Origin of the sequence: Maricaulis sp., from assembly GCF_048270095.1 — a bacterium.
In the GTDB taxonomy this organism is placed as follows: Bacteria; Pseudomonadota; Alphaproteobacteria; order Caulobacterales; family Maricaulaceae; genus Maricaulis.
Genome location: NZ_JBLWTL010000020.1, coordinates 1 through 26457 on the forward strand (window position 1 = coordinate 1; position 26457 = coordinate 26457).

28 protein-coding genes are annotated in these 26457 nt (G+C 63.9%); 19 read left to right on the forward strand and 9 right to left on the reverse strand.

The features are described 5' to 3' along the window. On the forward strand, positions 1–624 hold a 624-nt coding region (locus ACN0YJ_RS11110; protein ID WP_417496234.1), incomplete at its 5' end, for a serine hydrolase domain-containing protein. A 235-nt stretch (positions 625–859) separates the two neighbouring features. On the opposite strand, the gene ACN0YJ_RS11115 is transcribed toward ACN0YJ_RS11110, so the two are convergent. Then, on the reverse strand, positions 860–1435 hold the full coding sequence (locus ACN0YJ_RS11115) for an HNH endonuclease (RefSeq protein WP_417489712.1): 576 nt from the start codon (positions 1433–1435) through the stop codon (positions 860–862). A gap of 211 nt (positions 1436–1646) precedes the next feature. Beyond that, the gene (locus ACN0YJ_RS11120) at positions 1647–2309 is read right to left on the reverse strand and encodes an alpha/beta hydrolase (RefSeq protein WP_417476960.1); all 663 of its coding nucleotides are present in this window, start codon (positions 2307–2309) and stop codon (positions 1647–1649) included. A 120-nt stretch (positions 2310–2429) separates the two neighbouring features. Between ACN0YJ_RS11120 and gluQRS the strand changes: the two genes are divergently transcribed. The 4 genes from gluQRS to ACN0YJ_RS11140 all read left to right on the forward strand — a co-directional run bounded on the left by gluQRS (position 2430) and on the right by ACN0YJ_RS11140 (position 5632). Continuing rightward, positions 2430–3290 carry a tRNA glutamyl-Q(34) synthetase GluQRS gene (gene gluQRS, locus ACN0YJ_RS11125; protein ID WP_417489711.1) on the forward strand — a complete coding sequence of 287 codons (861 nt, stop codon included), beginning with the start codon at positions 2430–2432 and terminating at the stop codon, positions 3288–3290. 82 nt (positions 3291–3372) lie between these two features. Then, positions 3373–4299: a hypothetical protein gene (locus ACN0YJ_RS11130; protein WP_417496235.1), complete on the forward strand. Its 927-nt coding sequence runs from the start codon at positions 3373–3375 to the stop codon at positions 4297–4299. A gap of 80 nt (positions 4300–4379) precedes the next feature. After that, the gene (locus ACN0YJ_RS11135) at positions 4380–5423 is read left to right on the forward strand and encodes a Rieske 2Fe-2S domain-containing protein (protein WP_417476956.1); all 1044 of its coding nucleotides are present in this window, start codon (positions 4380–4382) and stop codon (positions 5421–5423) included. Then, the gene (locus ACN0YJ_RS11140) at positions 5423–5632 is read left to right on the forward strand and encodes a twin transmembrane helix small protein (protein ID WP_417476955.1); all 210 of its coding nucleotides are present in this window, start codon (positions 5423–5425) and stop codon (positions 5630–5632) included. The genes ACN0YJ_RS11135 and ACN0YJ_RS11140 overlap by 1 nt, the downstream gene beginning before the upstream one ends. An 8-nt stretch (positions 5633–5640) precedes the next feature. On the opposite strand, the gene ACN0YJ_RS11145 is transcribed toward ACN0YJ_RS11140, so the two are convergent. Next, on the reverse strand, positions 5641–6759 hold the full coding sequence (locus ACN0YJ_RS11145) for a serine hydrolase domain-containing protein (RefSeq protein ID WP_417496236.1): 1119 nt from the start codon (positions 6757–6759) through the stop codon (positions 5641–5643). Between the two features lie 103 nt (positions 6760–6862). Between ACN0YJ_RS11145 and ACN0YJ_RS11150 the strand changes: the two genes are divergently transcribed. Together ACN0YJ_RS11150 and ACN0YJ_RS11155 are read left to right on the forward strand one after the other, a co-directional pair. Then, positions 6863–7438, forward strand: coding sequence for a cob(I)yrinic acid a,c-diamide adenosyltransferase (locus ACN0YJ_RS11150; protein WP_417496237.1), 576 nt, complete (start codon positions 6863–6865; stop codon positions 7436–7438). 129 nt (positions 7439–7567) lie between these two features. Further along, on the forward strand, positions 7568–8161 hold the full coding sequence (locus tag ACN0YJ_RS11155; RefSeq protein ID WP_417476952.1) for a YceI family protein: 594 nt from the start codon (positions 7568–7570) through the stop codon (positions 8159–8161). Positions 8162–8216: 55 nt separating this feature from the next. Here the strand turns inward: ACN0YJ_RS11155 and ACN0YJ_RS11160 are convergent, their stop codons facing one another. Beyond that, positions 8217–9731 (reverse strand): serine hydrolase domain-containing protein, encoded by a 1515-nt coding sequence (locus ACN0YJ_RS11160; RefSeq protein ID WP_417496238.1) that lies wholly within the window; start codon positions 9729–9731, stop codon positions 8217–8219. A 102-nt stretch (positions 9732–9833) separates the two neighbouring features. Between ACN0YJ_RS11160 and ACN0YJ_RS11165 the strand changes: the two genes are divergently transcribed. The 4 genes from ACN0YJ_RS11165 to ACN0YJ_RS11180 all read left to right on the forward strand — a co-directional run bounded on the left by ACN0YJ_RS11165 (position 9834) and on the right by ACN0YJ_RS11180 (position 12550). Then, the gene (locus ACN0YJ_RS11165) at positions 9834–10193 is read left to right on the forward strand and encodes a PadR family transcriptional regulator (protein WP_417476950.1); all 360 of its coding nucleotides are present in this window, start codon (positions 9834–9836) and stop codon (positions 10191–10193) included. Further along, positions 10190–10738, forward strand: coding sequence for a hypothetical protein (locus ACN0YJ_RS11170; protein ID WP_417496239.1), 549 nt, complete (start codon positions 10190–10192; stop codon positions 10736–10738). Before ACN0YJ_RS11165 ends, ACN0YJ_RS11170 begins: the two co-directional genes overlap by 4 nt. Before the next feature lie 131 nt (positions 10739–10869). Then, a complete protein-coding gene (locus ACN0YJ_RS11175) occupies positions 10870–11619 on the forward strand; it encodes an electron transfer flavoprotein subunit beta/FixA family protein (RefSeq protein ID WP_417476948.1) in 750 nt (249 codons plus the stop codon). A gap of 1 nt (position 11620) precedes the next feature. Then, entirely contained in the window at positions 11621–12550 is a 930-nt protein-coding gene (locus ACN0YJ_RS11180) for an electron transfer flavoprotein subunit alpha/FixB family protein (RefSeq protein ID WP_417496240.1), read from the forward strand. A gap of 68 nt (positions 12551–12618) precedes the next feature. Here the strand turns inward: ACN0YJ_RS11180 and ACN0YJ_RS11185 are convergent, their stop codons facing one another. From ACN0YJ_RS11185 to ACN0YJ_RS11195, 3 genes are all read right to left on the reverse strand, one after another. Next, complete coding sequence (locus tag ACN0YJ_RS11185; RefSeq protein WP_417496241.1) at positions 12619–14031, reverse strand: amidohydrolase family protein; 1413 nt, start codon at positions 14029–14031, stop codon at positions 12619–12621. A gap of 88 nt (positions 14032–14119) precedes the next feature. Further along, positions 14120–15232 (reverse strand): helix-turn-helix transcriptional regulator, encoded by a 1113-nt coding sequence (locus ACN0YJ_RS11190; RefSeq protein WP_417496242.1) that lies wholly within the window; start codon positions 15230–15232, stop codon positions 14120–14122. A 274-nt stretch (positions 15233–15506) separates the two neighbouring features. Continuing rightward, entirely contained in the window at positions 15507–16091 is a 585-nt protein-coding gene (locus ACN0YJ_RS11195; RefSeq protein WP_417496243.1) for a TlpA family protein disulfide reductase, read from the reverse strand. A 27-nt stretch (positions 16092–16118) separates the two neighbouring features. On the opposite strand from ACN0YJ_RS11195, the gene argH reads away from it, so the two are divergent. The 3 genes from argH (at position 16119) to ACN0YJ_RS11210 (ending at position 20332) form a co-directional block, all read left to right on the forward strand. After that, complete coding sequence (gene argH / locus ACN0YJ_RS11200) at positions 16119–17534, forward strand: argininosuccinate lyase (RefSeq protein ID WP_417496244.1); 1416 nt, start codon at positions 16119–16121, stop codon at positions 17532–17534. Positions 17535–17542: 8 nt separating this feature from the next. Then, complete coding sequence (lptM, locus tag ACN0YJ_RS11205) at positions 17543–17704, forward strand: LPS translocon maturation chaperone LptM (protein ID WP_417496245.1); 162 nt, start codon at positions 17543–17545, stop codon at positions 17702–17704. Positions 17705–17788: 84 nt separating this feature from the next. After that, on the forward strand, positions 17789–20332 hold the full coding sequence (locus ACN0YJ_RS11210; protein ID WP_417496246.1) for a DUF4175 domain-containing protein: 2544 nt from the start codon (positions 17789–17791) through the stop codon (positions 20330–20332). 27 nt (positions 20333–20359) lie between these two features. On the opposite strand, the gene ACN0YJ_RS11215 is transcribed toward ACN0YJ_RS11210, so the two are convergent. After that, positions 20360–21163, reverse strand: coding sequence for an MJ0042-type zinc finger domain-containing protein (locus tag ACN0YJ_RS11215; protein ID WP_417496247.1), 804 nt, complete (start codon positions 21161–21163; stop codon positions 20360–20362). A 95-nt stretch (positions 21164–21258) separates the two neighbouring features. On the opposite strand from ACN0YJ_RS11215, the gene ftsE reads away from it, so the two are divergent. The 5 genes from ftsE to ACN0YJ_RS11240 all read left to right on the forward strand — a co-directional run bounded on the left by ftsE (position 21259) and on the right by ACN0YJ_RS11240 (position 25338). After that, positions 21259–22002 carry a cell division ATP-binding protein FtsE gene (gene ftsE, locus ACN0YJ_RS11220; protein WP_417489698.1) on the forward strand — a complete coding sequence of 248 codons (744 nt, stop codon included), beginning with the start codon at positions 21259–21261 and terminating at the stop codon, positions 22000–22002. Beyond that, the gene (locus ACN0YJ_RS11225; RefSeq protein ID WP_417496248.1) at positions 21995–22900 is read left to right on the forward strand and encodes a cell division protein FtsX; all 906 of its coding nucleotides are present in this window, start codon (positions 21995–21997) and stop codon (positions 22898–22900) included. The genes ftsE and ACN0YJ_RS11225 overlap by 8 nt, the downstream gene beginning before the upstream one ends. Positions 22901–23000: 100 nt before the next feature. Further along, positions 23001–23591, forward strand: a complete 591-nt coding sequence (locus ACN0YJ_RS11230; protein WP_417476937.1) for a YdcF family protein — start codon at positions 23001–23003, stop codon at positions 23589–23591. Beyond that, positions 23588–24331, forward strand: coding sequence for a lysophospholipid acyltransferase family protein (locus tag ACN0YJ_RS11235; RefSeq protein WP_417476936.1), 744 nt, complete (start codon positions 23588–23590; stop codon positions 24329–24331). The genes ACN0YJ_RS11230 and ACN0YJ_RS11235 overlap by 4 nt, the downstream gene beginning before the upstream one ends. Beyond that, positions 24328–25338, forward strand: coding sequence for a DUF2125 domain-containing protein (locus ACN0YJ_RS11240; RefSeq protein WP_417476935.1), 1011 nt, complete (start codon positions 24328–24330; stop codon positions 25336–25338). The genes ACN0YJ_RS11235 and ACN0YJ_RS11240 overlap by 4 nt, the downstream gene beginning before the upstream one ends. A gap of 28 nt (positions 25339–25366) precedes the next feature. Here ACN0YJ_RS11240 and hisC read toward each other — a convergent pair whose 3' ends face one another. Then, the gene (hisC, locus tag ACN0YJ_RS11245) at positions 25367–26455 is read right to left on the reverse strand and encodes a histidinol-phosphate transaminase (protein WP_417476934.1); all 1089 of its coding nucleotides are present in this window, start codon (positions 26453–26455) and stop codon (positions 25367–25369) included. Positions 26456–26457 lie beyond the last annotated feature (2 nt).

The window sequence follows — 26457 nt, forward strand, 5'->3', positions numbered from 1 at the left end:
CTGCTGCAGCACCGCAGCGGCATTCCCAACTGGGTCGAGGATCCCGACCGCTGGGCGATCACCTCAGGCGAGGTGAATGATTATCTGGCGCTGGTGTTCGATGATCCTGCCGAATTCGAGCCCGATGCGCGCTATCAATATTCCAACACCAATTTCCTGCTGATCGGCAATATCCTCGATCAGGCCCTGGGCTATCCGCACCAGCAATTCATCCGCAGTGACATCCTCGACCCGCTCGGACTGCGAAACACCTTCGCCTCGGTGGATGATGTCGATCTCGAGCGCATCCCCGGCGGTTATGATCCAGGCTGGCCCGAAGAGAATTTCCGGCCCCGCGTCCACCACGTCCCCGGCGGAAGCATGGTCGCGACCGCCGAAGACACCGGCATCTTCCTGCGCGCCCTCAATGACGGCACCCTCCTCACCGGTGAGGCGCAAGCGATCTATTCCGAAGTCTATGAGTATGGCCATACCGGTCTGCTCGCCGGCTATTCGAGCATCGCCCGCTATCACAGCGATATCGACGCCGTGGTGATCCAGTTTGTGAACACCAGCGGCGGCCATACCTGGACGGCGACGGAAGCGGTTTACGATCGGGTGGTGCGGATCCTGCGGCGGGCGTAGTCTCTCAACCTCGTCATCCTGACGACAGTCAGGACCTCGACGCGACAGGCGCGGAGCTCGTGATATCGAGGTCTCCCATTGCGACGTCCGCCAGCGTCACAGCTGCCCGCCTCACCCGCCCCTGCGGGGCACCCTCTCCTCACGGAGAGGGAAGGCGCGCACTTTCCTTCTCCGTGAGGAGAAGGTGGCCGAAGGCCGGATGAGGCGGGCCAACGCGACACTGGAGCGTGTCGCCCTACCGCTCCAGCTCCACATCCCAATACAGATAGTCCAGCCAGCTCTCATGCAGGAATTTCGGCGGGAATCTCCGGCCCTGGGCCTGGAGCTCATACATGGTGGGGCGTTGCGGCGGGCGTTTGAGGGGCATGCGGGCTTCGCGCGGATTGCGGCCACCCTTTTTCAGATTACACGGACTGCAGGCGGCGACGATATTGTCCCAGCTTGTCTTGCCGCCGGCGCGGCGCGGGATGACATGGTCGAAGGTGAGTTTTTCCGTGCTGCCGCTGCCACCGGCGCCGCAATAGGCGCATTTGAAGCCGTCGCGCAGCCAGACATTATAGCGGGTGAAGGCGGGCGTGCGGTCGAGGGCGACATAGTCGCGCAGGGCGACGACTGACGGGACGTGCATTTCGAAGGTCGGGGAATGCACCACGTCCTCGTAGTTGGAGACGATGGCGACGCGTTCGAGGAAGACATTCTTGACCGCTTCCTGCCACGGCCAGGTCGAGAGCGGCCAATAGCTGAGCGGCTGGAAATCCGCATTCAGCACCAGACAGGGCCATCCCTGCGGGGCTTTAGCAAGCACCTGCATGGCCGCCTCCCCTTTGCATCCGGGCCCTGGGGCCGCGAGGGAAGGATGTATCCCGGACATTCGTCCTGAAAACGCACCTCCTTGGACTGCCCGGCCGCCCGACAGGCGAATCGGATCACGTGTCCTTGCAGGCAAGTTTACGCCTGTTTCGGTGACGCGCCTATGACATCAAGGCCACACACGCTGCGACACGGGGCAGCAGGACTTGCGCTCAGCGATAACCGCCGGACAGGGCCGTCTTGAGGAAATGCGCGCCGATCTCCAGCCCGTCCTGGCCGATGGAATGCGGCAGGCCCTGGGAGATATGCCATTGCGCGCCATGACCGGCGGCGGCCAGGTTTTCCAGCGCATCGAACATGAAGCCGAGCGGCAGGACCGGGTCCTGATCGCCATGGATCAACATCACCGGCGGTTTGGAGCGCATTTCCTGCTTCAGTTTCGGCCCGCCCGGCAAGGCGCCGGAAAAGCCGAGAATGCCGGCCAAAGGCCGCTCACGGCGCAGACCCGCCTGCAGGGAGAGCATGGTGCCCTGAGAGAATCCACACAGCACCAGATCGGCCTCGGTCAGGCGGTAACGCGCCAATTCCTGGTCAATGAAACGGTCAATGATCGGCCCGGCGATAGCGGCACCGGCCTCGATCCGGTCGGGATCGAGATTGGAGATCGGGAACCATTGATAGCCATTGGGCGCACCGGGCACCGCCTCGGGCGCATTCGGCGACACCCATTGCACATGCGGCAGCGCCGGCGCCCAATGCTGGCCGAGCCCGATCAGATCATCGCCATTGGAGCCATAGCCATGCAGGAAAATCACCAGCTTGCGCGGCGGCTGTCCATCGCGAGGCGCGAGGCGGGGTCCGTCGATGGGGGTCATGCGTGTCTCCTGCTCGGTATCGGGCGGAAAGTCAGCATTCGCGCCGGTGCTGTCAACGCGTGAGGGCTGCGGGCAGCGATGGTTTTGACAAGTGGTGCGAATTGGCTTTGCGATAGCGCCATGAATTTCGTCACACGTTTCGCCCCCTCGCCTTCGGGCTACCTCCATCTTGGCCATGCCTTCTCGGCCTGGACCGCCTGGCGTGCGGCCTGTGACCATGAGGGGCGTTTCCTGCTGCGGCTGGAAGATATCGACACGCTTCGGTGCAGACATGAATTCGAGGCGCCCCTGTTTGATGATCTGATCTGGCTCGGGCTCGACTGGGAAGAACCGGTGCGGCGCCAGAGCGAGCATTTCGATGAGTATGCTGGCGTGCTGGAGCGGCTCAAGGCGCTCGGCCTCGTTTATCGCTGCTTCAAGACCCGCACGGAAATCCTCGAGGATATCGCCCGCGCCCCGCATGGCGTCGGCGAAGTTTATCGCGGGCCCGACACGCCCCTGTCGGCAGATGAGGAAGCGGCGCGGGTGGCGGCCGGCGAGGCCTATGCCTGGCGGCTCTCGCTGGATCGCTGCCGCGATCATCTCGGGCCGCGGTTTGGCGCGATGTGTTTTGTCGAGGAAGGGGTAAGCGCCACCAAGCGCGAAGGCGCGCGCGAAGTGGCGGCCGATCCAGCCCCGCTCGGCGATGTTGTGCTGGCGCGCAAGGATGTCGGCACCAGCTATCATATCGCCGTGGTGCATGATGATGCGCTACAGGGCATCAGCCATGTGATCCGCGGCGAGGACTTGTTCGAGCTGACGCCGCTGCACGTGCTGCTGCAGACCCTGCTCGGCCTGCCAACTCCCATCTATCGCCATCACCGGCTTCTGCTGGATGAAAACGGCAAGCGCTTCGCCAAGCGCGACCAGGCAGCGACCTTGCAGGCGATGCGGATGAGCGGCGAGACCTCGGAAGGGTTGCGCTCAATCTTCCGGCGCTGAGTTTACCGATTTGTCATGCATCCAGACGCGCCATCCCGCGCATCCAAGGTCTTGAAGCCACACAAATTCGGGACCCGATGCGATGAAACAGACCGTCCGCCAACGCCTTCTCACCGCCGCCGCACTCAGCCTTGCCCTGGCCGCTGGCCCAGCTCTGGCCGACCCGCTGGCCGCGATTGATCCGGTCCTCGCCATGGGCACCGGCGATGCGGCGCTAGAAAGCCTGCTGGAACAGCGCTGCGAGGATGTGGAGCGGATCGATGTCGCCACACCGCGCTTTCCACTCGCGGCTGAAAGCGAGGCGCATTTGATCTGCGACGGGCTCGATCTGGCCTCGGGCGCCCGCCTCGACCGGGCCGTCTTCATCCTCGGCGATGGTGCCCTGGTTCATGTCAATGCCACAGGCGGTGCCGAGGCGTTGGCCCAGGCCGGCGAGGCGCAGAACTTTCGCGACTTCACGGTCTGGCCGGCCGCGGGTGTGCTGATTGATACCGCGCGCGACACGGTCTGGGTTCTCAATCCCGACGGGCTGCACACCAATCTCTTCATGTGGCGTCATCCCGCCCTCGACGGCGCCGCCCTGCCCGAGACTGAAGCGCTGAGCTTTGCGGTGCCGCAGGAAATCCGTCTCGGCGAAACGATCGAGGTGCTGGCCCCGGAAATCGAGGCGGCCTGCGCCTTTACGCGCACCTTTGACGACGAGCCCGGCCTGCCGACCGGCAATACGACACAGACGCAGATTGACTGTTTCGGCTATGAAATCGCCGGTTTCGACCGGAAAATCGAATTCGTCTTTGCCGATGGCCAGCTGGCCCTGGCCTGGATCCTCACCGGCGTTGGCGATGAAGCGCGGCTGCGCCAGCTCTTGACGGGGCAGTATGGCGAGCCGGCTGCCGCCATCCCGCCCGGACTGGAATTCTTCCCCGGCGAACGGATTGCTCTGCGGACCGACAAGCCGGAAATCCTGATCGCATCGGACGCCGTGGTCTCAGCCTTTCTCGGCCGCTGACGCCGGGCCCGCGATCATGTCGCAGCCAGCTCCGGCCCCTCGAACTAGGCAAGCGCCGTCTGAGCCGCTATCAGGCAGACATGTTTTTGCGCGATCTTTGGTATTTCGGGGCGCTTTCGAGCGAGCTCAAACCGGGCCAGCATCTCCATCGCGAGCTGCTGGGCCAGGCGATATTGTTCGGACGCGACCATGAGGGCCGCGCCTTCGCGATGAAGGATGTCTGCCCGCACCGCGGCATCTTGCTGTCCGGTGGCAAGATGCAGTGCCATGAGGGCGAGAGCCAGGTGGAATGCCCCTATCATGGCTGGCGTTTCCGCACTGATGGCTCCTGCGCTGCCATTCCCTCGCTGACGGCAGACCAGGCCGAAGCGATGGACCTCTCGAAGATCCGCACCCGCACCTTCCCGCTGCACGAGGACCAGGGCCTGGTCTGGATCTATTACGGGTCCGAGGAGAATCCCGAGCCCACCATCGCACCGCCCAAGCTGGATCTGCCCGAGGGCGAACGCCCACGCATGGTGATCCATGACGTCTTCAACTGCCATGTCGACCATGCCGTGATCGGGCTGATGGACCCGGCGCATATCCCTTTCATCCACCGGCAATGGTGGTGGCGGTCCGGCAAATCCGTGCACGAGAAAGCCAAGCAATTCGGACCGGTCGGGCGCGGCTTCTCCATGCTGCCGCATGTGCCGTCGAAGAATTCCTATCTCTACGCCCTGCTCGGCGAGCCCCAGACCGAGATCCGGTTTGAAATCCCCGGCCTGCGCACAGAATACGTCAAGGCGGGCGGCAAGCATTTCACCGGTTTCACCGCGGTGACACCGACGAACGAGAATTCCACCGCCATCACCATCGTCGTCTACTGGGATCACCCGCTCTTGCACATCACGCCGAATTTCCTGATCCGCAAGGGGATCGAGACCTTCGTCGGCCAGGACCGCGAGGCCGTGAACGCGCAGCAGATCGGGCTCGCCTATGATCCCGACCTGATGCTGATCCATGATAGCGACGTGCAGGCGAAATGGTATTTTGCGCTCAAACGCGCCTGGACGAAGCATCGCGAAACCGGCGAGCCCTTCGTCAATCCTGTCAAACCCGCCACCCTGCGCTGGAGAAGCTGATGACCGTCGATCTTCTTACCGGACTGCTCTACATCGCCATGCTTGGCGTGGTGATCGTGCTCGGTTTCGGGATTTTCAACCTTTATCGTTCCGGCGATGAGGCGCGGTCGCGCTCCAACAAGCTGATGCGTCTGCGGATCGTGCTGCAATTCTCGGCTATTGCGCTGATCGTACTGATCTATTTCGCCAAGGAACATTGGGGCGCCTGACCGGCACGCTAGTCGGACGGGGTCAGCAAGGCCCCGAAGACCGGTCCCATCGTTGGCGCAACCCGGTCCACGCGGCCATCATTGAAGGCGATGACCACAGCGCGGTCGCTTTGCGGGTCCATCACGATCTGGACAAACCACATCGTATTCGATCCGGCATGGATCAGGCGGCCATTCTGTAGCGCCCAGCCGAGCGCATAATCGCCGCCGAAGGGCGGTGTGTGCAGGGTCTGCCAACTGTCTGCGGTCAGATAGTCGCTCGCCTCGCCGCGATCACCCGCCATCTGCGCGCCCAGATATCGGCCAAGATCGCTGAGCGAAATATGGACGGTTCCGGCCGGTCCGAGCACGGGCGGGTTATCGGCGCGTGGTCCCGGCGGCACTGCCGTCAAACCTCCGAGCATGCCGGAGCGGTGACCGCGCGGCTGGTCGATTGCATCAACGCTGCCCGGAGGCCCGAAACCGGCTGAATCCAGACCGAGCGGTTCGAAGACCTCGCTCGCCATCAGGCTTTCCCAGCTTTGCCCGGTCGCCTGTTCGAGCATGGCCCCGGCAATGACATAGCCGGCATTGGAGTAGAGGAATTCGGTCTCCGCCTCGGCCGCCGGTGCCGTCCGCAACATCCGGAGCGCATAGTCGAGCCGCTGCTCGGGCATGGGGCGGCCACTGGTGCCTTCCATCTGGAAGCGGATCATGTCGGCCATGCCGATATTGGCCGGAAGGCCGGCGCGATGGCTGAAGAGATGCCGGAAGGTCAGCGCCGGATAGGCCGGATCCATCCCCTCGATCACACCGCCAAGGCGCTCGCCAATCGTGTCGTCCCAGCTGATGACACCCGCCTCCACCAGCCGCGCCGCCAGCATTGCCGTCATCGCCTTGGTGTCAGAGCCGATATGCCAGAGGTCATCCGGCGTCACGGCGGCATCACTGCCGGCCTCGCGCACTCCGGCAACACCGATGCGCGTCTCACCAGCCTGCCAGAACAACACCGCAGCGGCCGGCGCCCCGCTCGATTCGCGCGCCTGTTCGGCGAACACAGCGAGCTCTGCATCATTGGTCACGGACTGTGCGAGGGCTGCGGGGCTGACCGCCACTGTCAGTGCGATTGCGAAATTGCGGATCATCATCTTTTCTCCCTGACCTCTTGGCCTGCTCTCGTGACGCCCGGCCACGCAGCCTGAATCTGATGCGGGGCTCGCGCCGCGCGCGCCGAAGCGCTAGACAGGCTTCATGGTCAAGCTCAATAAAATCTACACTCGTACCGGCGACGCCGGTCAAACCCGTCTCGGCGACATGTCGCTGACAGTGAAGCACGACCCGAGGGTGGATGCCTACGGGGATGTGGACGAGACAAATTCCTCCCTCGGCCTCGCCCGCGCCGCACTGGGCGGCGGCCATGAGCTCGATGCAGCGCTGCAACGGATCCAGAATGACCTGTTCGATCTGGGCGGCGATCTGTGCGTGCCCGAGAGCGATGAACCGCTCGGCTTCGAGCCGCTGCGAATGACCGAGGGTCAGGTGACACGGCTGGAGACCGAGATCGATGCGCTCAATGCACGCCTGTCACGGCTGAACTCCTTTATCCTGCCCGGCGGGAGTGAGGCCGCCGCGCGCCTGCACCTTTCGCGGACCATTTGCCGCCGTGCCGAGCGCAAGCTTTCCGCGCTGATCGCCGGGGGTATCCGCATCAATCCGGCGGCACTGAAATACCTCAACCGCCTGTCCGACCTGATCTTCGTGATGGCCCGCATCACCAATGATGAAGGGCGCAGCGATGTCCTCTGGGTGCCCGGCGGCGAACGCTGAGACCGCGCATTCTTTCCGGCACGGAAACATCAACTTCGCGCGAGTGGGCTCGATTTCCCGGTCAGACGCATTATGTTTTGCGAACAATTTTCAACGCAGACCGTTTTCAAATCACCTGGGAGTGACCGCATGTTTCGCTTTTTTCTCGCCGCTGCCCCGGCTGCGCTGCTGGCCTTCTCCAGCGCGTCGGCTGAGCCCGTCGCCTATGAGTTTGACCATAGCCACACCGTCATCAGTGCCAGCTGGGACCATCAGGGCTATTCGCGCCAATCGCTGCAATTCACCGACTATGAGGGCACGGTCGAGCTCGACCTGGAAACCCCGGCCAATTCGACCATCGACATCACCTTCAACCTGATCAGCGGTCTGTGGGCCGGTGCCGGGCAGGACGCATTCATCGGCCATCTCAATTCCGGTGACTTCTTCGACACGGCCCTCACCCCGACCGCTCATTTCGTCGGCACCAGCTTTGAGACCGAAGATGGCGAAACCGGCGTGATGAGCGGCGACCTGACCATGAATGGCCAGACCCATCCAGTGTCGCTGGATGTCACCCTCAACAATGCCGGCGAGACCCGCGATGGCCGCTCCAAGCTAGGCTTTACCGCGACCGGATCACTGCTGCGCTCTGAGTGGGACATGGGCTATGCCGTGCCTTACGTCTCCGACGAAATCGAGCTCTTCATCTCGACCGAAATGGCCGTCCCGGCGCCGGCCGAATAGCTGACCATCCCTTTGCTGCAGGCACGGCGCGCGTGCCTGCAGTATAGCCTCAACGCTAGTCCTGGCGGGACAGCTCGGCAGAGCTTTTGGCCCGATCGCCCGGGCTCGACCACAGGCTGAGTGCCAGGCCAGTCAGCAAGGCGAGGACCGCTGGCAAGAGCCGCTCAAACTCGTCGACGGGTATCTCGTCAATAAAGATGACCTGCGTGCGCCACATCACCGAATTGGTGTAGAAGAACCAGGCACAGCCAAGCGTCAGGACCAGGGTCAGGACGAAGAGAACCATCCGCCCGATCAGGCGCAATGGGCCGCGCCCCTTGGGTAGCACGCACAGGCGTCGGCGCCCTGCCGCGAGACCGGCGAACAACCAATAGCCAACCAGCACGGCCAGCACGCCGACGAGGCCAGCCCCCAGACTGATCTGGTGAGTCAGCTCGAAGGCTTCATCGCACACCTGCTCAACGGGCCTTTCCCTCACCGCCGACAACCAGGTGCAACTGAGGTCGAAATCGAGCTGCGCGCCCGAGGTCGCATTGGTCATGAAATAGAAGCCGTCGCCGGTTTCCGGACGGATATAGATCTGGGCATTCCAGCTGGAATTATTGCCGCCATGACCGATCAGCAGTCCGCCCGGCGTCTCCAGGCGGGTGTAGCTCATGCCGATATTGGGCGTGCCTTCAGACGGAAGGAAAGCCTGGTCGAGCCATGACAGCGGCAACACACCGCCACCACCGAGATGGGCACGCAGGAAGGCTTCCATATCATCGCCGGACATGTAAACGCCGGCCGCAGCAAGCGCGACGTCACGCAAATCCTCGATTTCCCGGCGATAGTAATTGAACGCCGCCGATCGGGTGGGAAGGTCGGCCTCGATGAATCCGCTATGCTCCATGCCCAGCGGCGTGAAGACCTGTTCGCGCACATAGGCATCAAAGCCCTGCCCGCTGACATCCTCGATCATCATCTGCAACAAGACATAACCACCGCCGGAATAGCTCGACGCACGCCCCGGTTCGCGCACCAGCTGGAGCGGCTCATAGGTCTGTGACAGCTCGACGATATCGGCGGGCTGGTCCTCCTCGGGGCTGTAGCCGCCATAGCCATGAATATTGATGCCGCCGACATGCTGCAGCAGCCGACGCACGGTGACACCGGAGGCATCAAATTCGCTCTCGGGCAGGGTGAAGCGGGTCAGGTAGGACTGGACCGGCGCATCCAGGTCGATGCGTCCGTCGCGGGCCAGGGTGAGAACCGCCCAGACCGTGACCGGTTTGGAAACCGAGCCGAGATTGAAGGCCGTTTGCCCGGTGACGGGCGTGCCATCTGCCCGCGCCGCGCCGCGACGGGCCGACCAGATGACCTCCCCATCGCGCAGGGCACCGGCGGCAACGCCGGCGATCGAATATCGCCGCATCGCCCGATCGAGCACCCCGTCCAGCTCATCCGCCATCTCTGCCGGCGAGGCGTCCGGATCAATGCCGGTGAAAGGGCGCAGGTCTGCCGCAATGAAGGCGATCCAGCCCAGCGCTGCCAGAGCGGCGGCAAGGCGGACGAGCTTGAGCATTCGCATGGGAAAATTCCTTGGTTATAGCAACTACTATGCATTGCTATACATCTTGCTATGAGGCAATACAAGGGATACCAATAGAAAGTCGAGACGGGCGAGGCATTGATGGCGGATATAACGGACAAGGCAGGCGTTCTGGAGCGCTGGATTTCCCAGGCCCGCAAGGGATATTTCGAGATGCTGCTCCTGGCCCGCCTGCAGGCCGGGCGCGCCTATGGCTATCAAATCGTCGCCAGCCTGAAACAGGTGCCCGGCTTTGAAGGTCTCGCCGAGGGCACGGTCTACCCGGTGCTGACGCGGATGCGGAATGACGGTCTGGTCACCGCCGAATGGGTGGCCGAGGACAGCGGTGCGCCGCGAAAATACTACACAACAACACCATTCGGCGCCGAGGTTCTCAAGGACATGAAGTCGATCTGGACGGCTATGGGCGAGGCGCTGGATGCGCAGGAGGTGAATTCATGACCGGTGTTCTCACATTCTCGACGCCTGAGGCCCGCCGCCTGTGGCAGGATTTCCAACGCCGCCTCGACCGGGCCAATCGCGAGCTCGACGCTGCCGACCGCGCAGACATCAGTGCCGAAGCCGCGAGTCATATCCGCGATGCGATGGAAGCCCTGGACGAAGGCGATGAGCTGACGCGCCTGCATGCGGCGATCAGCAGCTATGGCGATCTGCCGGCCGCGCCGCCGGCCTGGCGGCAGCCTGCGGCGGTCGTGCTGCACTATGGATCCATCCTCGCGCTCGGGATCGCCGGGATCTTCGTGCTCATCTTTCTCCATATGACAGTGATGGAGGTGTTCAACCCGCAAGGTGTCGGCCTGTGGCACTACGGCCAGGGCGACTGGTCCTTGTCCTATGAAGCACAGGTCGGCGCGACGGAAGTGCTTGGCGGCTGGTTCATCCCGGCCATGTTGACGCTCAGCGCAGTCATTGCGGCCCTGCTCTACGCGCTTTGGCGTTTTGCCGTCGCCCCCGGCGGCCCCGTCTCGACCTGGATGAAGGATTGAGGCCTGCTGTGATTTGACGCGCACGTCAGCGCGCGCGTCACATTGACTTAGAGCGCAGGCATAGGCAGGTTCGACGCCTGTCCTTTCAAGGTGCGCCCCTCCCCGTGCGCGTCCAAATTCGGAGCTCCGGCATGAAGATTCTCGTCCCCATCAAACGGGTCGTTGATTACAACGTGAAGGTCCGCGTGAAGCCTGATCAGTCAGGTGTCGACCTCGCCAACGTCAAAATGTCCATGAACCCGTTCTGCGAGATTGCGGTCGAAGAAGCGATCCGGCTCAAGGAAAAGGGTGTCGCGACGGAAATCATCGTCGTCTCGGTCGGACCGGCCCAGGCGCAGGAAACAATCCGCACCGCGCTCGCCATGGGTGCCGATCGCGGCATCCTGATCCAGACCGATGATCTGGTCGAACCACTCGGCGTCGCCAAGGCGCTGAAAGCCGTTGTCGCGGAAGAATCGCCGGAACTGGTGATCCTCGGCAAGCAGGCGATTGATGATGACAGCAATCAGACCGGCCAGATGCTCGCCGCCCTGCTCGACTGGCCACAAGGCACATTCGCTTCGGAAGTCGCGATTAGCGACGGTGCTGCCAGCGTCACGCGCGAGATTGATGGCGGTCTGCAGACGGTGAAGCTGCAATTGCCGGCCATCGTCACCACCGACCTGCGCCTCAATGAGCCACGCTATGCCTCCCTGCCGAACATCATGAAGGCCAAGCGCAAGCCGATCGACATGAAAACCCCGGCCGATTACGGCGTCGATTTCGCGCCGCGCCTGGAAGTGGTCAAGGTGACCGAACCCAAGAAGCGCGAAGCCGGCATCAAGGTCGAATCCGTCGCTCAACTGGTCGACAAGCTGAAAAACGAAGCGGGAGTGATCTGATATGGCTGTTCTCGTTTTTGCCGAGCATGACAATCAAGAGCTCAATGACGCCACCCGTGCTGTCGTCACCGCCGCCGCGGCCCTGGGCGGGGACATCCATGTCCTCGTGGCCGGTTCCGGCGCGCAAGGCGTCGCCGATGCGGCTGCCAAGCTCGATGGTGTCACCAAGGTGATCCATGCCGAAGCCGATGTCTTCGCCAAACCGACCGCGGAAGCGCTCGATGCCCTGATCACCCCGATGATGGGCGATTATGACGCCGTGCTCGCCGCGGCGACGACAACGGGCAAGAATTTCATGCCCCGCATCGCCGCCCATCTCGATGTGATGCAGATTTCCGAAATCGTCGAAGTCGTCAGCCCGGATACATTCGTGCGCCCGGTCTATGCCGGCAATGCGCTGATGACGGTCAAATCCTCGGACGCCAAGAAAGTCATTACGGTGCGCCCGACAAATTTCGCCAAGGCTGGCGATGGCGGTGCGGCCACCCAGGACAATATGGCGGCCTCCTCCGGCCCGTTCAAATCGGAATATGTCTCCGAGGAAATGTCCAAGTCGGACCGTCCGGAACTGACCGCGGCCAAGATCGTCATCTCCGGCGGACGCGGCATGCAATCGGGCGATAATTTCCACCTGCTCGATTCCATCGCCGACAAGCTCGGTGCCGCCGTCGGCGCGTCGCGCGCTGCCGTCGATGCCGGCTTCGTGCCGAATGATTACCAGGTCGGCCAGACCGGCAAGATCGTCGCGCCTGACCTGTATATCGCCGTCGGCATTTCCGGAGCGATCCAGCATCTCGCCGGCATGAAGGATTCCAAGATCATTGTTGCCATCAACAAGGATGAGGAAGCCCCGATCTTCCAGGTCGCCGATTACGGCCTCGTCGCAGACCTGTTCGTGGCCCTGCCCGAGCTCGACGCCGCGCTTGGATAGACCGACTTCGCATCGAAACGATCAAGGCCCGGCTGTTCCAGCCGGGCCTTTTTCTTGGCAGTTTACCCTCAGTGTATCGACCGGGTGTGCTGCGCCAGGCGCCACCAGGTGCGCAGCGATGAGGGATGATGCCCCGCCTCTTCGAGGGCCGTCAGCGTGTCAAAATCAAGCCAACGCCCATCGCGCATCACGGCGTCGATCTCGTAGAGCCACGCGATGTCCTGCGTCGGATCGCCAGCGACCAGGATAAGGTCGGCGGCACAGCCCGGCGCCAGGCAACCGATCTCCCCGTCCAGCCCCAGCGCCTCCGCCCCGTTCAGCGTCGCGGCGCGGATCGCCTCAGGCGGGGTCAGGCCGGCATCAACCAGTATCTCCATTTCGCGCACAGTCGAAATCCCGTGCGGCGTGACCATGACGCCGGAATCCGTCCCGACTGTCAGGCGTACACCGGCGGCATGCAGGGCACCGGTGACCTCAACATAGAAGGCCTGCATGCGGGAACGGTCATCATGCTGGTATTGCGACCAGAATTCGAAATTCTCCTGCTCATGCCCGGCGATCACCGGATTGTAGCTCGCCATGGCGGGGCGGGTGATATGAGCCCCTCGGGTCTCGACGATCCGCGCCAGATTCTCGTGCACCACCAACGTCGGGTCGATCATCGTGCCGGATGCAGCGATCTGTTGGGCAAGCTCGCGAACGCCATCCGGGTCAGTCTCGTCATTCAACGCATGCCAGACGATCGACTCAGTGTGTTCGAGCGTCTGGAAGCCCGCACCCAGCGAGGCCGCAAAGTCGACCGGATCGGCCGGCGTGCCTTCGACCGGGTGTCCGCTCATCGTCATGCCCAGAACGGCTGCCTCGTCGCGGATTGCCGCGAAGCTTTCCCGGGACAGGTTCGAGTAGAGTTTGAGATGGCGAAAGCCGGCCGCGTATTGCCGGCGCACGCTGGCCCGCGCCTCGTTCGCACCATCGACCGTTTCGTGCAGGGCATTGCCATTGCGTCCTCCAACCTCATTGAGGATCGGACCGGTCGTCAACAGGCGTGGCCCGAGGATCTCGCCCCGCTCAATACGCGCGGCAAGCGGCAGGTGAAAGGGAAAGCCACCCATATTGCGCACCGTCGTGACGCCATGAGCCAGGCCCGCGGCCAGATCCGTCTCGTCGAAGACATGGACATGCACATCAATCAGGCCCGGCATCAGCACGCGCCCGCCTGCATCGATTGGCTCGACACCGTCGGGGCGTGCCGGCAGAGGCCCGGTCCCGACGCGCTCGATCCGCCCGTCAATCACCATGACATGACCATTCTCCTGCACGCTCCCGGTCGCGGGATCGAGCAGGCTGGCATTGGTAATCAGATAGGATCGCGGCGACTCACGATCCGGGCGCATCACCCCGGGCAATTGATGTGCCCAGGTGACGAGGGACGCGGCGGCGATACTGGCGAGAAGCCCGAGGGCCATGAAAAGTCGAAGCATGTCTGTCTCCCGATTGATGACGGGGCGACAGGATCACGGGCGTCCGGACGGATCGCCCGATATCCGGATTCCGGACGTGCGGAATGCGTCAGGTGTCGGCCGAACCGGATTTCGCACCGGCTGGCGTGGCATCCTTGGCAGCGGCGAAGGCCGACGGCGTCTGTCCGGTCTCGCGCTTGAAGACCGCGTTGAAAACGGACTTGGAACTGAAGCCGGCCGTGAAGGCGAGGTCAATCACACGCTGGCGCCTGCCCGTCCGGGCGTCCTCCCGCATCATCGCGCAAACATCCTCGATCCGAAGCGAATTGATATAGTCATTGAAATTCCGCCCTGTCGCCGACTTGATGGCCAGCGTCACGGCGCGTTCGGTGAGGCCGGAGGCGGCCGCGACCTCCTGCCGTGTCAGCCGGGGTTCGGTGTAGAGCGCCCCATCGCAGACAGCGGTCTCGACACGTTTGAAATCGACGCTCGCAGCCGCGCTGGCCACGGCCGTGTCATCGGGCGAATGTGGCGCGGCGCGCCCTTCTGCCCAAGCCTCCAGGACCCGTTCATCGAGGCCCGAAAACAAGCGGGTATGCCGGACGGCCAGAACGATCAGAACACCCACGAATACCAGCGACACCGCGATCTGGAAAGCATAGGCCGACGGGGTGTCCAGCCATGGCCAGTAGGGGTGCAGCCAGTGCGCATCCATGCGCAAAATGTCAAACACACCGTCGAGAACGTAGAAGGCGATCATCGCGACCATCCAATTCAGCTGGATAGTCCGCGCATCGGAGCGCATGTCCCGGGTCGCGTTGTGAAAACGACGGACCAGCAGGAGTGCTGCGGCGGAATAGGCAAACAGGCTGATCCGGGCCGCGTGTTCGACCAGCTCTATCTGCGGTGTCAGCGCGAGCGCAGCCAGAAACGGCAGGGCGTGTGGCCAGTCGCGCCAGCGCAGGGCCGGTCCGGCGATCATCACGCCGCGCACCAGCAGATAGACCAGCGGCGGATAGGCCAATCGAAAGGCCGGCGTGACCAGCCAGATCTGCCGGAAGCCGGCGGTCTCCTCGAGAAAGTTGAACACCATCCAGGCTGCCGACATCGCGAGCAGCGCGGTAACCGCGTGCAACCTGGCACGGAGCAGTGTCAACACCACGCCCAGAAGGGCGATCGTCATCAATGCGATCTGGATGAGATTGACTGGATGCAGCGTCATGACTCGACTCTAGAGTGCCACGCTGTGCGACGAAAGCCTCAGCCGCCATCCAGCCACCACGGTGCGCGCATTCACGACCATGGATGTCGGCCCGATCTCCTTGACCCGCCCGTTCTCAATTCGCCGCAAAAGCGTCGCACTGCCGTCATCAAACCGTCGTGCACCATCCGTAGGCAGAGGCTCGAAACTTGTCCTCCCCGGATTTGTCTCAAAGCTTGGTATCCCTCCGAGCGAAACACACGACTCGGGCCGCCCGTCGGGGCGGCCCGTTTTTTTACCCGCGGTTGATCGCCGCCTGCACCAGGCGATGCGCGTCCTCACTATCCCAGTCGGCCGGTGCCGGCATGCGGCCAATCTCGCGGCCACGGGAGTCGTAGAGGATGGACATGGGAAGGCCGAGCGCGCCGACCAGGTTATGGCTGGTGAAGCTGGCATCACGCAGGGCCGGCAGGGCATCAATCCCCTCCCGCTCGAAGAATTCGGTGATCGGGTCGAAGGAGCGGTCAAAGCTGATGGTGACGACATCAAAATCATCGCCCCCCATTTGCTGTTGCAGCCGGTTGAGCGCCGGCATTTCCTCGACGCAGGGGCCGCACCAGGTGGCCCAGAGATTGAGAAGGATCACCTTGCCGCGATAGTCGGAGAGCAAGTGCTCGCCGCCATCCGGGTCGGTATAGACCATCGCCGGTTGGGCCGGCGCATCGCTCAGGGTGACGAATCCGCCCATTTCGCCGCGCGCATAGCTGTCCAGAGACCCGGTTTCGCTCTTGCCCGTGCCGGATATGAACACGTATAGAAACCCGACCAGTCCGATGACGAGCATGGCCGTGATACCGGCTTTGACGGGCGATATTTGCATTTCATTCTCCTGATCGGCGGGGCGCTCATGGCAGACGACACCAAATCGACACCAACATCCAGTGCCAGCGCCATGTGGGGCGGCCGTTTTGCGGCCGGCCCCTCGGCGGTGATGGAAGCGATCAATGCCTCGATCGATATCGATCAACGCATGGCCGAAGAAGATATCGCCGGATCGCTGGCTCATGCCGCGATGTTGGCGGCGACCGGGGTGATATCAAGTGCTGACGCCGCAGAAATCACCCGCGGACTGACACAAGTGCGTGAAGAGATCCGCGCCGGCAACTTCCCCTGGTCGGCCGCGCTTGAAGACGTGCACATGAATGTCGAATCCCGTCTGAAGGATATCATCGGCGAACCGGCCGGACGGCTGCACACGGCGCGCTCGCGCAATGACCAGGTCGCGACCGATTTCCGCCTCTGGCTACGCGCCGCCTGTGACGGTATCGATGCCGGGCTCGAGGCCTATCAACGCGCCCTGGTCGAACAGGCTTCAAAGCATATCGACCAGGTCATGCCCGGCTTTACCCATTTGCAGACCGCCCAGCCGGTCTCGCTGGCGCACCATCTACTGAGCTATGTCGAATTGGCTGAGCGTGATCGCGGCCGCTTTGCCGACGCGCGCAAACGTCTCAATGAAAGCCCGCTCGGCTGCGCTGCCCTGGCTGGGACGGCCTTTCCGATCGACCGCGACATGACCGCCAAGGCGCTCGGCTTTGACCGGCCCATGGCCAATTCGCTCGACGGCGTTGCCGCGCGCGATTTTGCGCTTGAAGTGATGGCCGCCGCCGCGATCTGTGCCGTCAACCTCTCGCGCTTTGCCGAAGAGATCGTGCTCTGGTGCACGCGCCGATTTGGCTTCGCCACCCTGTCGGATGCCTGGTCGACCGGGTCGTCCATCATGCCGCAAAAGCGCAATCCCGACGCCGCCGAACTCGTCCGCGCCAAGCCGGGCCGGATTATCGGTTCGTTGACCGGGCTGCTGGTCGTGGTAAAGGGCCTGCCGCTGGCCTATTCCAAAGACCTGCAGGAAGACAAGGCGCCCGCCTTCCAGGCCGTCGATGACCTGGAACTGGCCCTCGCGGCGATGGCCGGCATGGCCGCCGATCTCACCTTCTATGGCGAGGCAATGGAGGCAGCCGCCGGCGAAGCCTATTCCGACGCGACTGATCTGGCTGATTTCGTTGTGCGCGAACTGGGCAAGCCCTTCCGCGATGCGCATCACATTTCCGGATCGATTGTCCGCCTTGCCGAAGCGGCCGGCGTGCCGCTGGCTCAACTGCCGCTTGAGACCATGCAATCGGTCGAGCCCGGCCTCGACGAACGCATCTATTCAGTGTTGAGTGCACGCGCCTCGATGCAGAGCCGGACCAGCTTTGGCGGCACCTCGCCGTTACGGGTAGGCGAGCAGGTCGAAGCCTGGAAAGCCCGCCTGTCGGCATAAAGGAAAGCATGATGAAACGCCTGTATAGCCTGATCCTGATCCTCCTTGGCACCACATCGCTGGCGGCCTGCGGCCTGCGCGGCGATCTCGAGCGGCCCGATCCGATGTGGGGCCATCCGCAGGACGCGGAAGCAGCGGCCGACGCGGCGGATGACAGTGCCGGTCGATAACGCATTGCCCGCAGACGTCACACTTCAACAAAACGTAATGCTTACCGCGCTATCCGGCGCGCCGCAGCGTGCTAGATTTGCCCCATGCACCGTCGGTCCCTGATCGTCGCATGGTGCGCTCTGATGTGGGAGCGCGCTGTGCCTGTGGTCTGGCCAGGTCTTGCCTGGGCAGCGAGCTTTGCCGTGCTTGCCCTGCTGGGTCTGTGGGAAAGTATCGGCGACCCCTGGCGCGGCATTTATGCCCTCTCCACCTTGGCCGGCGCGGTCTGGTTGACCCGCAGGGGCCTGACCGGTTTTGCCTGGCCTCAGGTCGAAGACCTCGCCCGCCGCGTTGAAGAAGATTCCGGCATCAGCGCCCGGCCGCACGAAGCCCTGCTTGATACCCCGCCCACCGATGATCCCGCCGCGCTCCAGGTCTGGCATGAGCACCAGGCTCGCATGGCCCGGCGGCTCGACCTGGCCCGGGCCCGCCGGCCCAAGGCCGCCTGGGCCCGACAGGATCGCTGGGCGCTGCGCGGAAGCCTGACCCTGGCCCTGCTGGTCTCCTGGTTCATGGCCGGACCGGCCGCACAGGACCGTCTCGGCGAAGCCTTCAGTCTCGCGCCGATCCAGGTCGGCGGGCTCGATGTCAGCGTTGATGCCTGGATTGACCCGCCCGCCTATACCGGCCGGGCTCCGATCTTTCTGTCTGCCGAGACTCGCACAATCGAGGTCCCGGCCGGATCAAGCTTCATCGCCCGTACCGCCGGCAGCCGCCGCGCCCCGGTGCTGACGCGCCGCGACGGCGCCGGCTCAGAGCGCGCAACGTCCACCGCGATCGGTGACAGCGTGTGGGATAGCCGCCTGGCGATTGCCGATGATGCGACTATCCGGCTGGCCGCTGGCCCGACGCGCCAGAACTGGACCCTGACCGTTATCCCCGACCGCGCGCCCGTTGTGCGTCTGCTCGCCGTGCCCGATGCCAATTCCAGCGGCGAGATCGACCTGCAATTCTCCGTCGTCGATGATTATGGCGCCACCGCCTATGCGCTGGAATTGCGGCCCGAGACTGATCCCGGCGCGCCATGGGAACGCATCGAGATCACCCCGGCCGGCATCACCAATCTCGACACGGAAGACGGTGTACGCACCCTGCTCGAAACTGCGCAGCACAAGCTGGCCGGCAGCCGGGTCACGATCCGTATCGCCGCCGATGATGCCGGTGGCAATACCGGACGCTCGCCAGAGCTGGGCATCACCTTGCCCTCACGGATTTTCCTCGATGCACTGGCCCGCGCCGTCGCCGAACAGCGCCGCAATGTCCTCAATGCCAACCAGGCCTACGCACCATTACCGGTCCGGCCCGTCCTCTATGCCGAGGATGTCGCGCCGGGCATGGCCTATCTCGCCGACGAGCCGGAGCGCCGCATTGAGCGCGCGCCGGAAGGCCTGCAATTCGCCGCCCGTGCGCTTGATGCCATCACCGATGCGCCGACGCACTTTTTCGACGATGCTGTCGTCTATCTCGGCCTGCGCGCCAGCGTTCAACGTTTGCGGCGTTCGCGCCAGCAGGCGGACCTGGCCGGGCTGGAAGCCGATTTGTGGCAAATCGCCCTGCGCGCCGAACTGGGCTCGCTGGCGGATGCCGAGGCCGCACTGCGCGCCGCCGAGCGGGCGCTGATGGAAGCCCTCGCGCGCGGTGCCGACGAGACCGAGCTGGCCGCCCTGTTCGACGCCTTCCAGGAGGCGATGGACAATTACATGGCCGCGATGGCCGCCGAGGCCGCACGCAGCGGCGAGATGGCCGATGCCCAGGCCCAGTCGCTCGACGGCGCTGCGCTACAGGAAATGCTCGATGCCCTGCGTGAAGCTGCCGAGCTCGGCGACACCGCAGATGCCCGCCAGGCCCTGCAACAATTGAGCGAATTGCTGCGCAATATGCAGATGCAGATGGGACAGGGTTCCGGCGAGGGCGAGCAAAGCGATCCGATCTCCGAAGCCATCCAGGACGCACTCGAAGAACTTGGCGATGTGATCGGCAGCCAGCGCGATCTGCAGGACCAGACGTTCGGGCTCGACCAGGAGCAGGAATCCGGTGGTGCCTCACAGCCTCAATCGGGTGGCCAGACCGGCCAGCAGGACGGAAACATGCCGCAAAGCCTGGCAGAGAACCAGAATGGTGGCGGTGCCGGTGCGCAGTCGCTAGGCGCCATGCAGGACGCACTCGCCCAGCAGCTCGCCGAGGCGCAGCAGGCGCTGCCCGGAGGCGGCAGCGAATCGCTCGCCCAGGCTGGCGATGCGATGCGCGCGGCAGCCGATGCGCTTGGCGAAGGTGACGCGGCAGCCGCTCTGGAAGCCCAGGATGACGCGCTGGCAGACTTGCGTGCCGGCGCTGAACAATTGGCCGAGGAATTGCTCGAGCGCATGCAGGACGCCCAGGGCGAGGCCGGCGAAGGCGAGCAGGAACGCGATCCACTCGGCCGTCCCTCGGAAGGCGCCTTTGCCGATGGCAGTGGGGTCGAAGTCCCTGAGGAAATGTCGCGGGCCCGTGCGCGCAGCATCCTTGAGGAATTACGCCGCCGAGCAGCCGAAGCCGGGCGCCCGCAAGACGAGCTCGACTATATCGAACGCCTGCTCGACCGCTTCTAGCGGCGACCGCGTCTGTTCACAGTGAAATCAGTGGTGTCCGGCGTCGGGTTGCGGCGCGTGATCGGCGGCAGGAGCGGTGTGGCTGTCAGTGGCGACGGCCTGTTCCGGTGCGTGCTCAGCTGTGTGTGCGGGCTCCGGGGTCACACTGTGGACCGGTGTCGCATCCGCGACCAACACAACCTCGACCTCAGCCGAGGCCGGTGGTGGATCGCTGACGACAGTGCGGAAATCGCGAACCTGACCGGCTGGAACCGCAGCACCTTGCAGGCCGACACTCCATTCCAGCAGGGACTCGCTGTTTTCGTCGCGCAGGATGGCACGCAGGGCAGGCAGGGCCCGCGAGCGGCGGTCGAGATTGCTGATCGTGCCCTCGATGACCAGCAGCGGCACGCCATGGGCATTGTCGCGGGTGACGGTCAACTCGCCAACCGTGAAGCCGTAGGGATTCACTTCGGCCCCCATCGCGGCATAGGCCGAGCTGGCCCGTGGCCACAGGGTGACAATATCAACCCGGAAGATCCAGGACGCGGTGAGCAGCAAGGCACAGGCAATGGCCAGCCCGCCCCAGGCACCGCCTGCAACGGCGGCCGACATGGTCCGGCGTTTCTTGGCCTGGCGCTCACGGAAAGCGGTATGCGGTTTGCTCTCGGCTGCGGAATCGGCTTCTGGGGGTGCCGGTTGCAGTGTCGGCAGATCCGAGGGATCCTCGGCTTCGGCGGTCCAGACATGGGCGCAGGACGCGCAGCGCACGCGGCGGCCATTCAGGCCAATCGCATGCGGATCGGCGCGATACCGCGTAGAACATGAAGGGCAGCTGAGTACTATGCTCATCTGAGTCGCTTACGCCTTATCCGGTTCATCCGCGCCCATGGAGAAATTCCATCGACCCGAGCCTTGCACAATCGCCAAACAGCGCCGCAGAACCGGTGATCCGCTTCGACAATGTCGGAATGCGGTACGGGCACGGTCCCGAAGTGCTGCGTGATCTCTCATTTGATTTACCACGTGGTTCTTTCCAATTCCTCACCGGACCGTCCGGTGCCGGCAAGACATCGCTCTTGCGGCTGATCTATCTCGCCGCCAAGCCGTCGAGCGGGCAGATTTCCTATTTCGGACGCGACGCCGCGGAGCTGACCCGCAAGGAGATGCCGCTCCTGCGCCGGCGCATTGGCGTGGTTTTTCAGGAATTCCGTTTACTCAATCATCTCAGTGTGTTCGACAATGTCGCCCTGCCCTTGCGCATCGCCGGGCGGCGGCGGCAGGACTATGCTGAAGACGTCGCCGAACTACTCGCCTGGGTCGGCCTGGGCGAGAAAATGGATGTCGTGCCGGCCACATTGTCCGGCGGAGAACAACAGCGCGTCGCCATCGCCCGTGCGGTCGTCGGACAGCCGGAAATCCTCATCGCGGACGAACCAACCGGCAATGTCGACCCTGAAATGGGCATGCGGCTGTTGCGGCTGTTCGCCGAGCTGAACAAGCTGGGCACCACCATCATCATCGCGACGCATGACCTCTCCCTGGTGCGCATGCTCGACGCGCCAGTGATGTCATTGTCGAACGGACATCTGCATATCCGCGCGCCACGCAGCCAGCGCCAGGCACAGGCCAATGCCGAGCAGGAAGAGGCCGCAACCGATACCACGGCCACGGAGGCGCCCGATGAGTAACCGGGTTCCACCACCGCCGGCCGGCGGCGCCGGCGCCTTGCTGCCACCCGATTCCGGGCGAGACCGACCGCTCTTCGTGGTCGCGGCCATCCTGGTCTTCCTCGCCTGTATTGCGGCCCTGGGCGCACGCGGCGCCTGGCTGCAGGCACAAAACTGGACCTCGGACCTGGAGAGCAGCATCACCATCCAGATCCGGCCGATCGAGCTGCGCGACGCCCAGCTCGACGCTGAAGAGGCGGCCCGCATCGCCCTGACCGTGCCCGGGATTCTCGGCGCGACAGCGCATGATCGGGCTCATGCCGAGGCGCTGCTGGCGCCCTGGCTGGGCGCGGGCAACCTGCCCGACGACCTGCCCCTGCCGCTTATGGTCGAGGTCCAGCTGGACCCGCAATTGCCGCCGCCGGGAGGCGCCCTTCAGGCGGCCCTGGACGCGGCCGGCCTGACCGCAACAGTGGACGATAACAGCCGCTGGGCCGGCGCGGTCCGGCGTGCCGCGCGAACGGCACAGACGCTCGGCCTCGCCATGATGTTCCTGTTGGCCGGCGCAGCAGCAGCGGTGGTCGCCTTTGCCGCCCGAGCGAGTCTGGCCGCCCGGATCAATGTGATCGATGCCCTGCATATTTGTGGCGCCGAAGACCGGTTCGTGGCTGGTCTGTTTGAGCGTCGCTTCTTCATGCTCGGACTGAAGGCCGGCATCGCCGGGGCGGCCTGCGCCGGACTGGTCGCGGTCCTGGCGAGTTTCGGCCAGGGTCCCGCCGACATGGCATTCTTCCTGCCGCACTGGGCGATGGACCCGTTTGAGCTCGCCCTGCTGCTGCTCGCACCGGTGCTGGCCGGAACAACAGCCGCTATTTCAGCCCGTCTCGCTGTTGCCTCGGACTTGCGGGGGCGGTGGTAATGGCCAAAATCGGCCTCAATCGCAGCAATAAATGGTCTGTCGATATTTACGACGGGGCGGGCTTGTCACCTCATGCCCTCACGCCAGAGCGGGTAGACGCATGAAACAGGGCATTGGTATCTTGCGGGCCTTGGCCTTTGTGATCCTGGCCGCAGGCCTGATCGGCTTCGCAGCCTATGCCGGACTCGTTTCCAGCTATGCCCTGCCCGATGACGATCTCAGCGCCGATGGCATTGTTGTCCTGACCGGGGATCAGGGTCGGCTGACGGCCGGTGCGCAATTGCTGCAAGACGGGCGATCGCGGCACTTGCTGATTTCAGGCGTTCACGCCTCGGTGACGACCGAACAATTGCGGGCCCACACCACACTCTCAAACGAACAATTCACCTGCTGCGTCGAGCTCGGGCGCCAGGCCGGCGACACGGTTGGCAATGCCCGCGAAACTGCACAATGGGTGCGCAGCAACGGCTATCGCCGCTTGATCATCGTGACCTCAGACTATCATCTGCCCCGCAGTTTGATCGAGATGGACATGGCCATGCCTGACGTTGAATTCATCGCCTATCCGGTCCGCACAACCCCGCCCTGGCGCAATCCCCGCTCGGCCCGGCTCTGGCTCCAGGAATACGCCAAATACGCGACGGTCCGGCTTGGCCGCGTCTTGCTGCCGGCACAGGACACCCCGTCATGACCGCTATCCGATCAATCATTTTCCAGGTCTATATGTATGGGCTGATGGCGATCATGGGGTTGGCGGGCACACCGCTTCTGCTCGGCCCGCGGCGCTGGGCGCGTAATTATCTGAGGCTCTACCTCGCCATCATCTGGTTCGGTCTGCGCTGGATCTGCGGTGTCCGTTTCGAGGTTCGCGGCCGCGAACACCTGCCCGAGGGCGGCGCGCTGATTGCCTCGAAGCATCAGAGCATGTGGGAGACGCTGGCCTTCTGGGGCATTCTCGATGATCCGGCGATCATTCTGAAGAAATCGCTCGTCTATATGCCCTTCTTCGGCTGGTTTGCCGTCAAGCTGGGCAATATCAGTGTCGAGCGCACGGCCGGCTCAAAAGCCCTGCGCAAAATGCTGCGCGATGCCGCGACCCGCGGCAGCGAGGGCCGCCAGGTGCTGATCTTCCCCGAAGGCACGCGGGTCGAGCCCGGCGAGCACCCGGATTTCAAGCCCGGCATTGCCGGCCTCTATCAGTCGATGAACCTGCCCTGCGTCCCTGTGGCGCTTAATTCCGGCGTCCATCTCCAGCCCTATTGCGGGCTGAAGAAACCGGGCCTGATCGTGGTCGAATTCCTCGAACCGATCGCCCCCGGCCTGCCCAAGGCCCAATTCATGCAAACCCTGCATGAGCGTATCAATCTGGCTGCCGATGCCCTGCTCGACGAACAGCCAGCCGAGACTGCCGACCGGGAGAGCCTTGCGTGAGTATTCCAAAGCGTTTTTTGTTTCCGGTTCTCGGTATTCTCGTTGTTCTGGTCCTCTATACGGCCTACTGGCTGCACGCCAAGAGCACGATAGAGCGCGAAGTCGGCGTCTGGATCGCGCGCCAGGAAAGCGCCGGCTATCTCATCGAGCAGGAGCGGGTCCGCGTGACCGGCTTCCCCTATCGTTTCCAGGTCGAACTGACGGCACCGCGAATGCAGGCGCCGCAAAGCGATGGCGGCTGGAATGCGCGACTGGAAATGCTCAAGGCACATGCCCTCTTCTACGACTTCCGCCACTGGATCATCGAGTTCGATGGACCGCTCTGGCTGGAATACGATGCCGAAACACCGACATTGCTGGAACTTGACGCGTCACTGGCGCTGGTCAGCCTGGCCAGCAATGATCGCGGCGAGACGATCCGGATCGGGGGCGAATTCAGCGATGTGCGGATTGCAACCCGCTCGGGCCAGGCCCCCGGCCTTGAAGCCATCGAAAGCCTGTTGTTTTCCGGTGCCGTCGCCGAGGATGACACATTGCGCCTCCGGCTTGAGGCCACCGGTCTCTCTGCCAGCGCCGCCGTCATCTCGCCCGAAATCGAGCGCGCATTCGGCAGTTCGGCCGAGCTGGCACGGATGGACCTGACTGTGACCCGATGGGCGACGCTCGCCATTGATGCTGATGCGGCCGCATGGAGCCGCGCCGGTGGGCAATTACTGATCGCCGAATCGGCTCTGGAATGGGGTCCGGCGCAATTGTCAGGTGTCGGCGAATTCACCCTGGACGCCAGCGCCGAGCCCGATGGCCGTCTGTCATTGCACATCACAGACCCGGACGCGCTCGCCGACGCCCTGGTTCAGGCCCGACTGGTTCCGGCCGAGAACGAACAGGCGCTGCGCCTGGCGGCGATGATGGCCCCGCGCGGCCCCGATGGCGTCGCCCTGCCCTTCCGCATTCGCGACGGCGGCGTTTATCTCGGGCCTGTCAGGCTCGGCGATCTGGAGAATTGACGACGGGCGGCCTGGCCGCCGGTCGCGATCAATGCCCCATGAACTCGGTCAGCGCATCCACCAGCCGCCGGTTTTCCGCTTCCTTGCCGACCGTGATGCGCAACGCATCGGGCAAGCCATAAGGCGCGACTCCGCGGACGATCAGCCCGTTCCGGGTCAGGAAGGCATCGGCATCCGCGGCCGTTTTTCCGGCCGTTTGCGGGAAATGCACCAACACGAAATTACACACGCTCGGCGTCACCTCCAGACCGAGCCCGCCAATCTGCTGGCGCAGGAAATCAACCCAGCTCGCATTGTGCTGCGCCGAACGCTGCATGAAATCGCGATCGGCAATCGCCGCGGCCCCGGCTTCGATCGCCGGCAGATTGACATTGAACGGCCCACGCACCCGGTTGAGCACGTCGATAATGGCCTTGGAGCCATAACCCCAGCCCAGGCGCAGACCGGCCAGACCATGGATCTTGGAGAAGGTTCGCGTCACGATGACATCATCACGCTCGCGCGCCAGCGCCATGCCGGAATCATAATCCTCGGCGTCGACGAATTCGGTGTAGGCGGCGTCGATCACCAGCAGGGTGGTCGGCGGCAACGCGTCCCGCAGACGGCGGATCTCGGCGTCGGGGATATAGGTGCCGGTCGGGTTATTGGGGTTGGCGATGAAGACGATCCGGGTGTCGTCCCCGGCCGCGGCGATGACGGCATCGACGTCGGTCGTATAGCCACGCTCGGGAGCCGAGACGAGGCGGGCACAGCTCTGCATCGCGACCAGGCGGTAGACCAGGAAGCCGTATTGCGACTGGACGACCTTGTCGCCCGGATTGAGATAGGCGCGACCGAGCAATTGCAGGATTTCATCGGAGCCCGTGCCGCAGACGATATGGTCGGCATCAATCCCCTCTTCCCGGGCAATGGCATCGCGCAGACGGCTCGCGCCACCATCGGGATAGCGATGCAGGCGTGAGGCGGCAGTCTCGAAGGCCTTCACGGCCTTGAGCGAACAGCCGAGCGCATTCTCGTTCGAGGAGAGCTTGGCTGGATTGGCCACCCCCGGCGCATCAGCAGCGCCCGGCTTATAGGGCTGAATGTCGAGAATGCCGGCGCGCGGTTCGATGGCCATGG

What these genes read in the sequence shown, in the direction of transcription:
- ACN0YJ_RS11145 (WP_417496236.1), bottom strand. Translation starts at nt 6,759, where the DNA reads ATGATGATCCGCAATTTCGCAATCGCACTGACAGTGGCGGTCAGCCCC.
- ACN0YJ_RS11230 (WP_417476937.1), top strand. Translation starts at nt 23,001, where the DNA reads ATGAAACAGGGCATTGGTATCTTGCGGGCCTTGGCCTTTGTGATCCTG.
- ACN0YJ_RS11140 (WP_417476955.1), top strand. Translation starts at nt 5,423, where the DNA reads ATGACCGTCGATCTTCTTACCGGACTGCTCTACATCGCCATGCTTGGC.
- ACN0YJ_RS11195 (WP_417496243.1), bottom strand. Translation starts at nt 16,091, where the DNA reads ATGCAAATATCGCCCGTCAAAGCCGGTATCACGGCCATGCTCGTCATC.
- ACN0YJ_RS11235 (WP_417476936.1), top strand. Translation starts at nt 23,588, where the DNA reads ATGACCGCTATCCGATCAATCATTTTCCAGGTCTATATGTATGGGCTG.
- ACN0YJ_RS11115 (WP_417489712.1), bottom strand. Translation starts at nt 1,435, where the DNA reads ATGCAGGTGCTTGCTAAAGCCCCGCAGGGATGGCCCTGTCTGGTGCTG.
- ACN0YJ_RS11130 (WP_417496235.1), top strand. Translation starts at nt 3,373, where the DNA reads ATGAAACAGACCGTCCGCCAACGCCTTCTCACCGCCGCCGCACTCAGC.
- ACN0YJ_RS11155 (WP_417476952.1), top strand. Translation starts at nt 7,568, where the DNA reads ATGTTTCGCTTTTTTCTCGCCGCTGCCCCGGCTGCGCTGCTGGCCTTC.
- ACN0YJ_RS11175 (WP_417476948.1), top strand. Translation starts at nt 10,870, where the DNA reads ATGAAGATTCTCGTCCCCATCAAACGGGTCGTTGATTACAACGTGAAG.
- ACN0YJ_RS11170 (WP_417496239.1), top strand. Translation starts at nt 10,190, where the DNA reads ATGACCGGTGTTCTCACATTCTCGACGCCTGAGGCCCGCCGCCTGTGG.
- ACN0YJ_RS11210 (WP_417496246.1), top strand. Translation starts at nt 17,789, where the DNA reads ATGCACCGTCGGTCCCTGATCGTCGCATGGTGCGCTCTGATGTGGGAG.
- gluQRS (WP_417489711.1), top strand. Translation starts at nt 2,430, where the DNA reads ATGAATTTCGTCACACGTTTCGCCCCCTCGCCTTCGGGCTACCTCCAT.
- ACN0YJ_RS11190 (WP_417496242.1), bottom strand. Translation starts at nt 15,232, where the DNA reads ATGACGCTGCATCCAGTCAATCTCATCCAGATCGCATTGATGACGATC.
- ACN0YJ_RS11225 (WP_417496248.1), top strand. Translation starts at nt 21,995, where the DNA reads ATGAGTAACCGGGTTCCACCACCGCCGGCCGGCGGCGCCGGCGCCTTG.
- ACN0YJ_RS11150 (WP_417496237.1), top strand. Translation starts at nt 6,863, where the DNA reads ATGGTCAAGCTCAATAAAATCTACACTCGTACCGGCGACGCCGGTCAA.
- ACN0YJ_RS11120 (WP_417476960.1), bottom strand. Translation starts at nt 2,309, where the DNA reads ATGACCCCCATCGACGGACCCCGCCTCGCGCCTCGCGATGGACAGCCG.
- argH (WP_417496244.1), top strand. Translation starts at nt 16,119, where the DNA reads ATGGCAGACGACACCAAATCGACACCAACATCCAGTGCCAGCGCCATG.
- ACN0YJ_RS11215 (WP_417496247.1), bottom strand. Translation starts at nt 21,163, where the DNA reads ATGAGCATAGTACTCAGCTGCCCTTCATGTTCTACGCGGTATCGCGCC.
- lptM (WP_417496245.1), top strand. Translation starts at nt 17,543, where the DNA reads ATGATGAAACGCCTGTATAGCCTGATCCTGATCCTCCTTGGCACCACA.
- ACN0YJ_RS11180 (WP_417496240.1), top strand. Translation starts at nt 11,621, where the DNA reads ATGGCTGTTCTCGTTTTTGCCGAGCATGACAATCAAGAGCTCAATGAC.
- ACN0YJ_RS11160 (WP_417496238.1), bottom strand. Translation starts at nt 9,731, where the DNA reads ATGCGAATGCTCAAGCTCGTCCGCCTTGCCGCCGCTCTGGCAGCGCTG.
- ACN0YJ_RS11185 (WP_417496241.1), bottom strand. Translation starts at nt 14,031, where the DNA reads ATGCTTCGACTTTTCATGGCCCTCGGGCTTCTCGCCAGTATCGCCGCC.
- ACN0YJ_RS11165 (WP_417476950.1), top strand. Translation starts at nt 9,834, where the DNA reads ATGGCGGATATAACGGACAAGGCAGGCGTTCTGGAGCGCTGGATTTCC.
- hisC (WP_417476934.1), bottom strand. Translation starts at nt 26,455, where the DNA reads ATGGCCATCGAACCGCGCGCCGGCATTCTCGACATTCAGCCCTATAAG.
- ACN0YJ_RS11135 (WP_417476956.1), top strand. Translation starts at nt 4,380, where the DNA reads ATGTTTTTGCGCGATCTTTGGTATTTCGGGGCGCTTTCGAGCGAGCTC.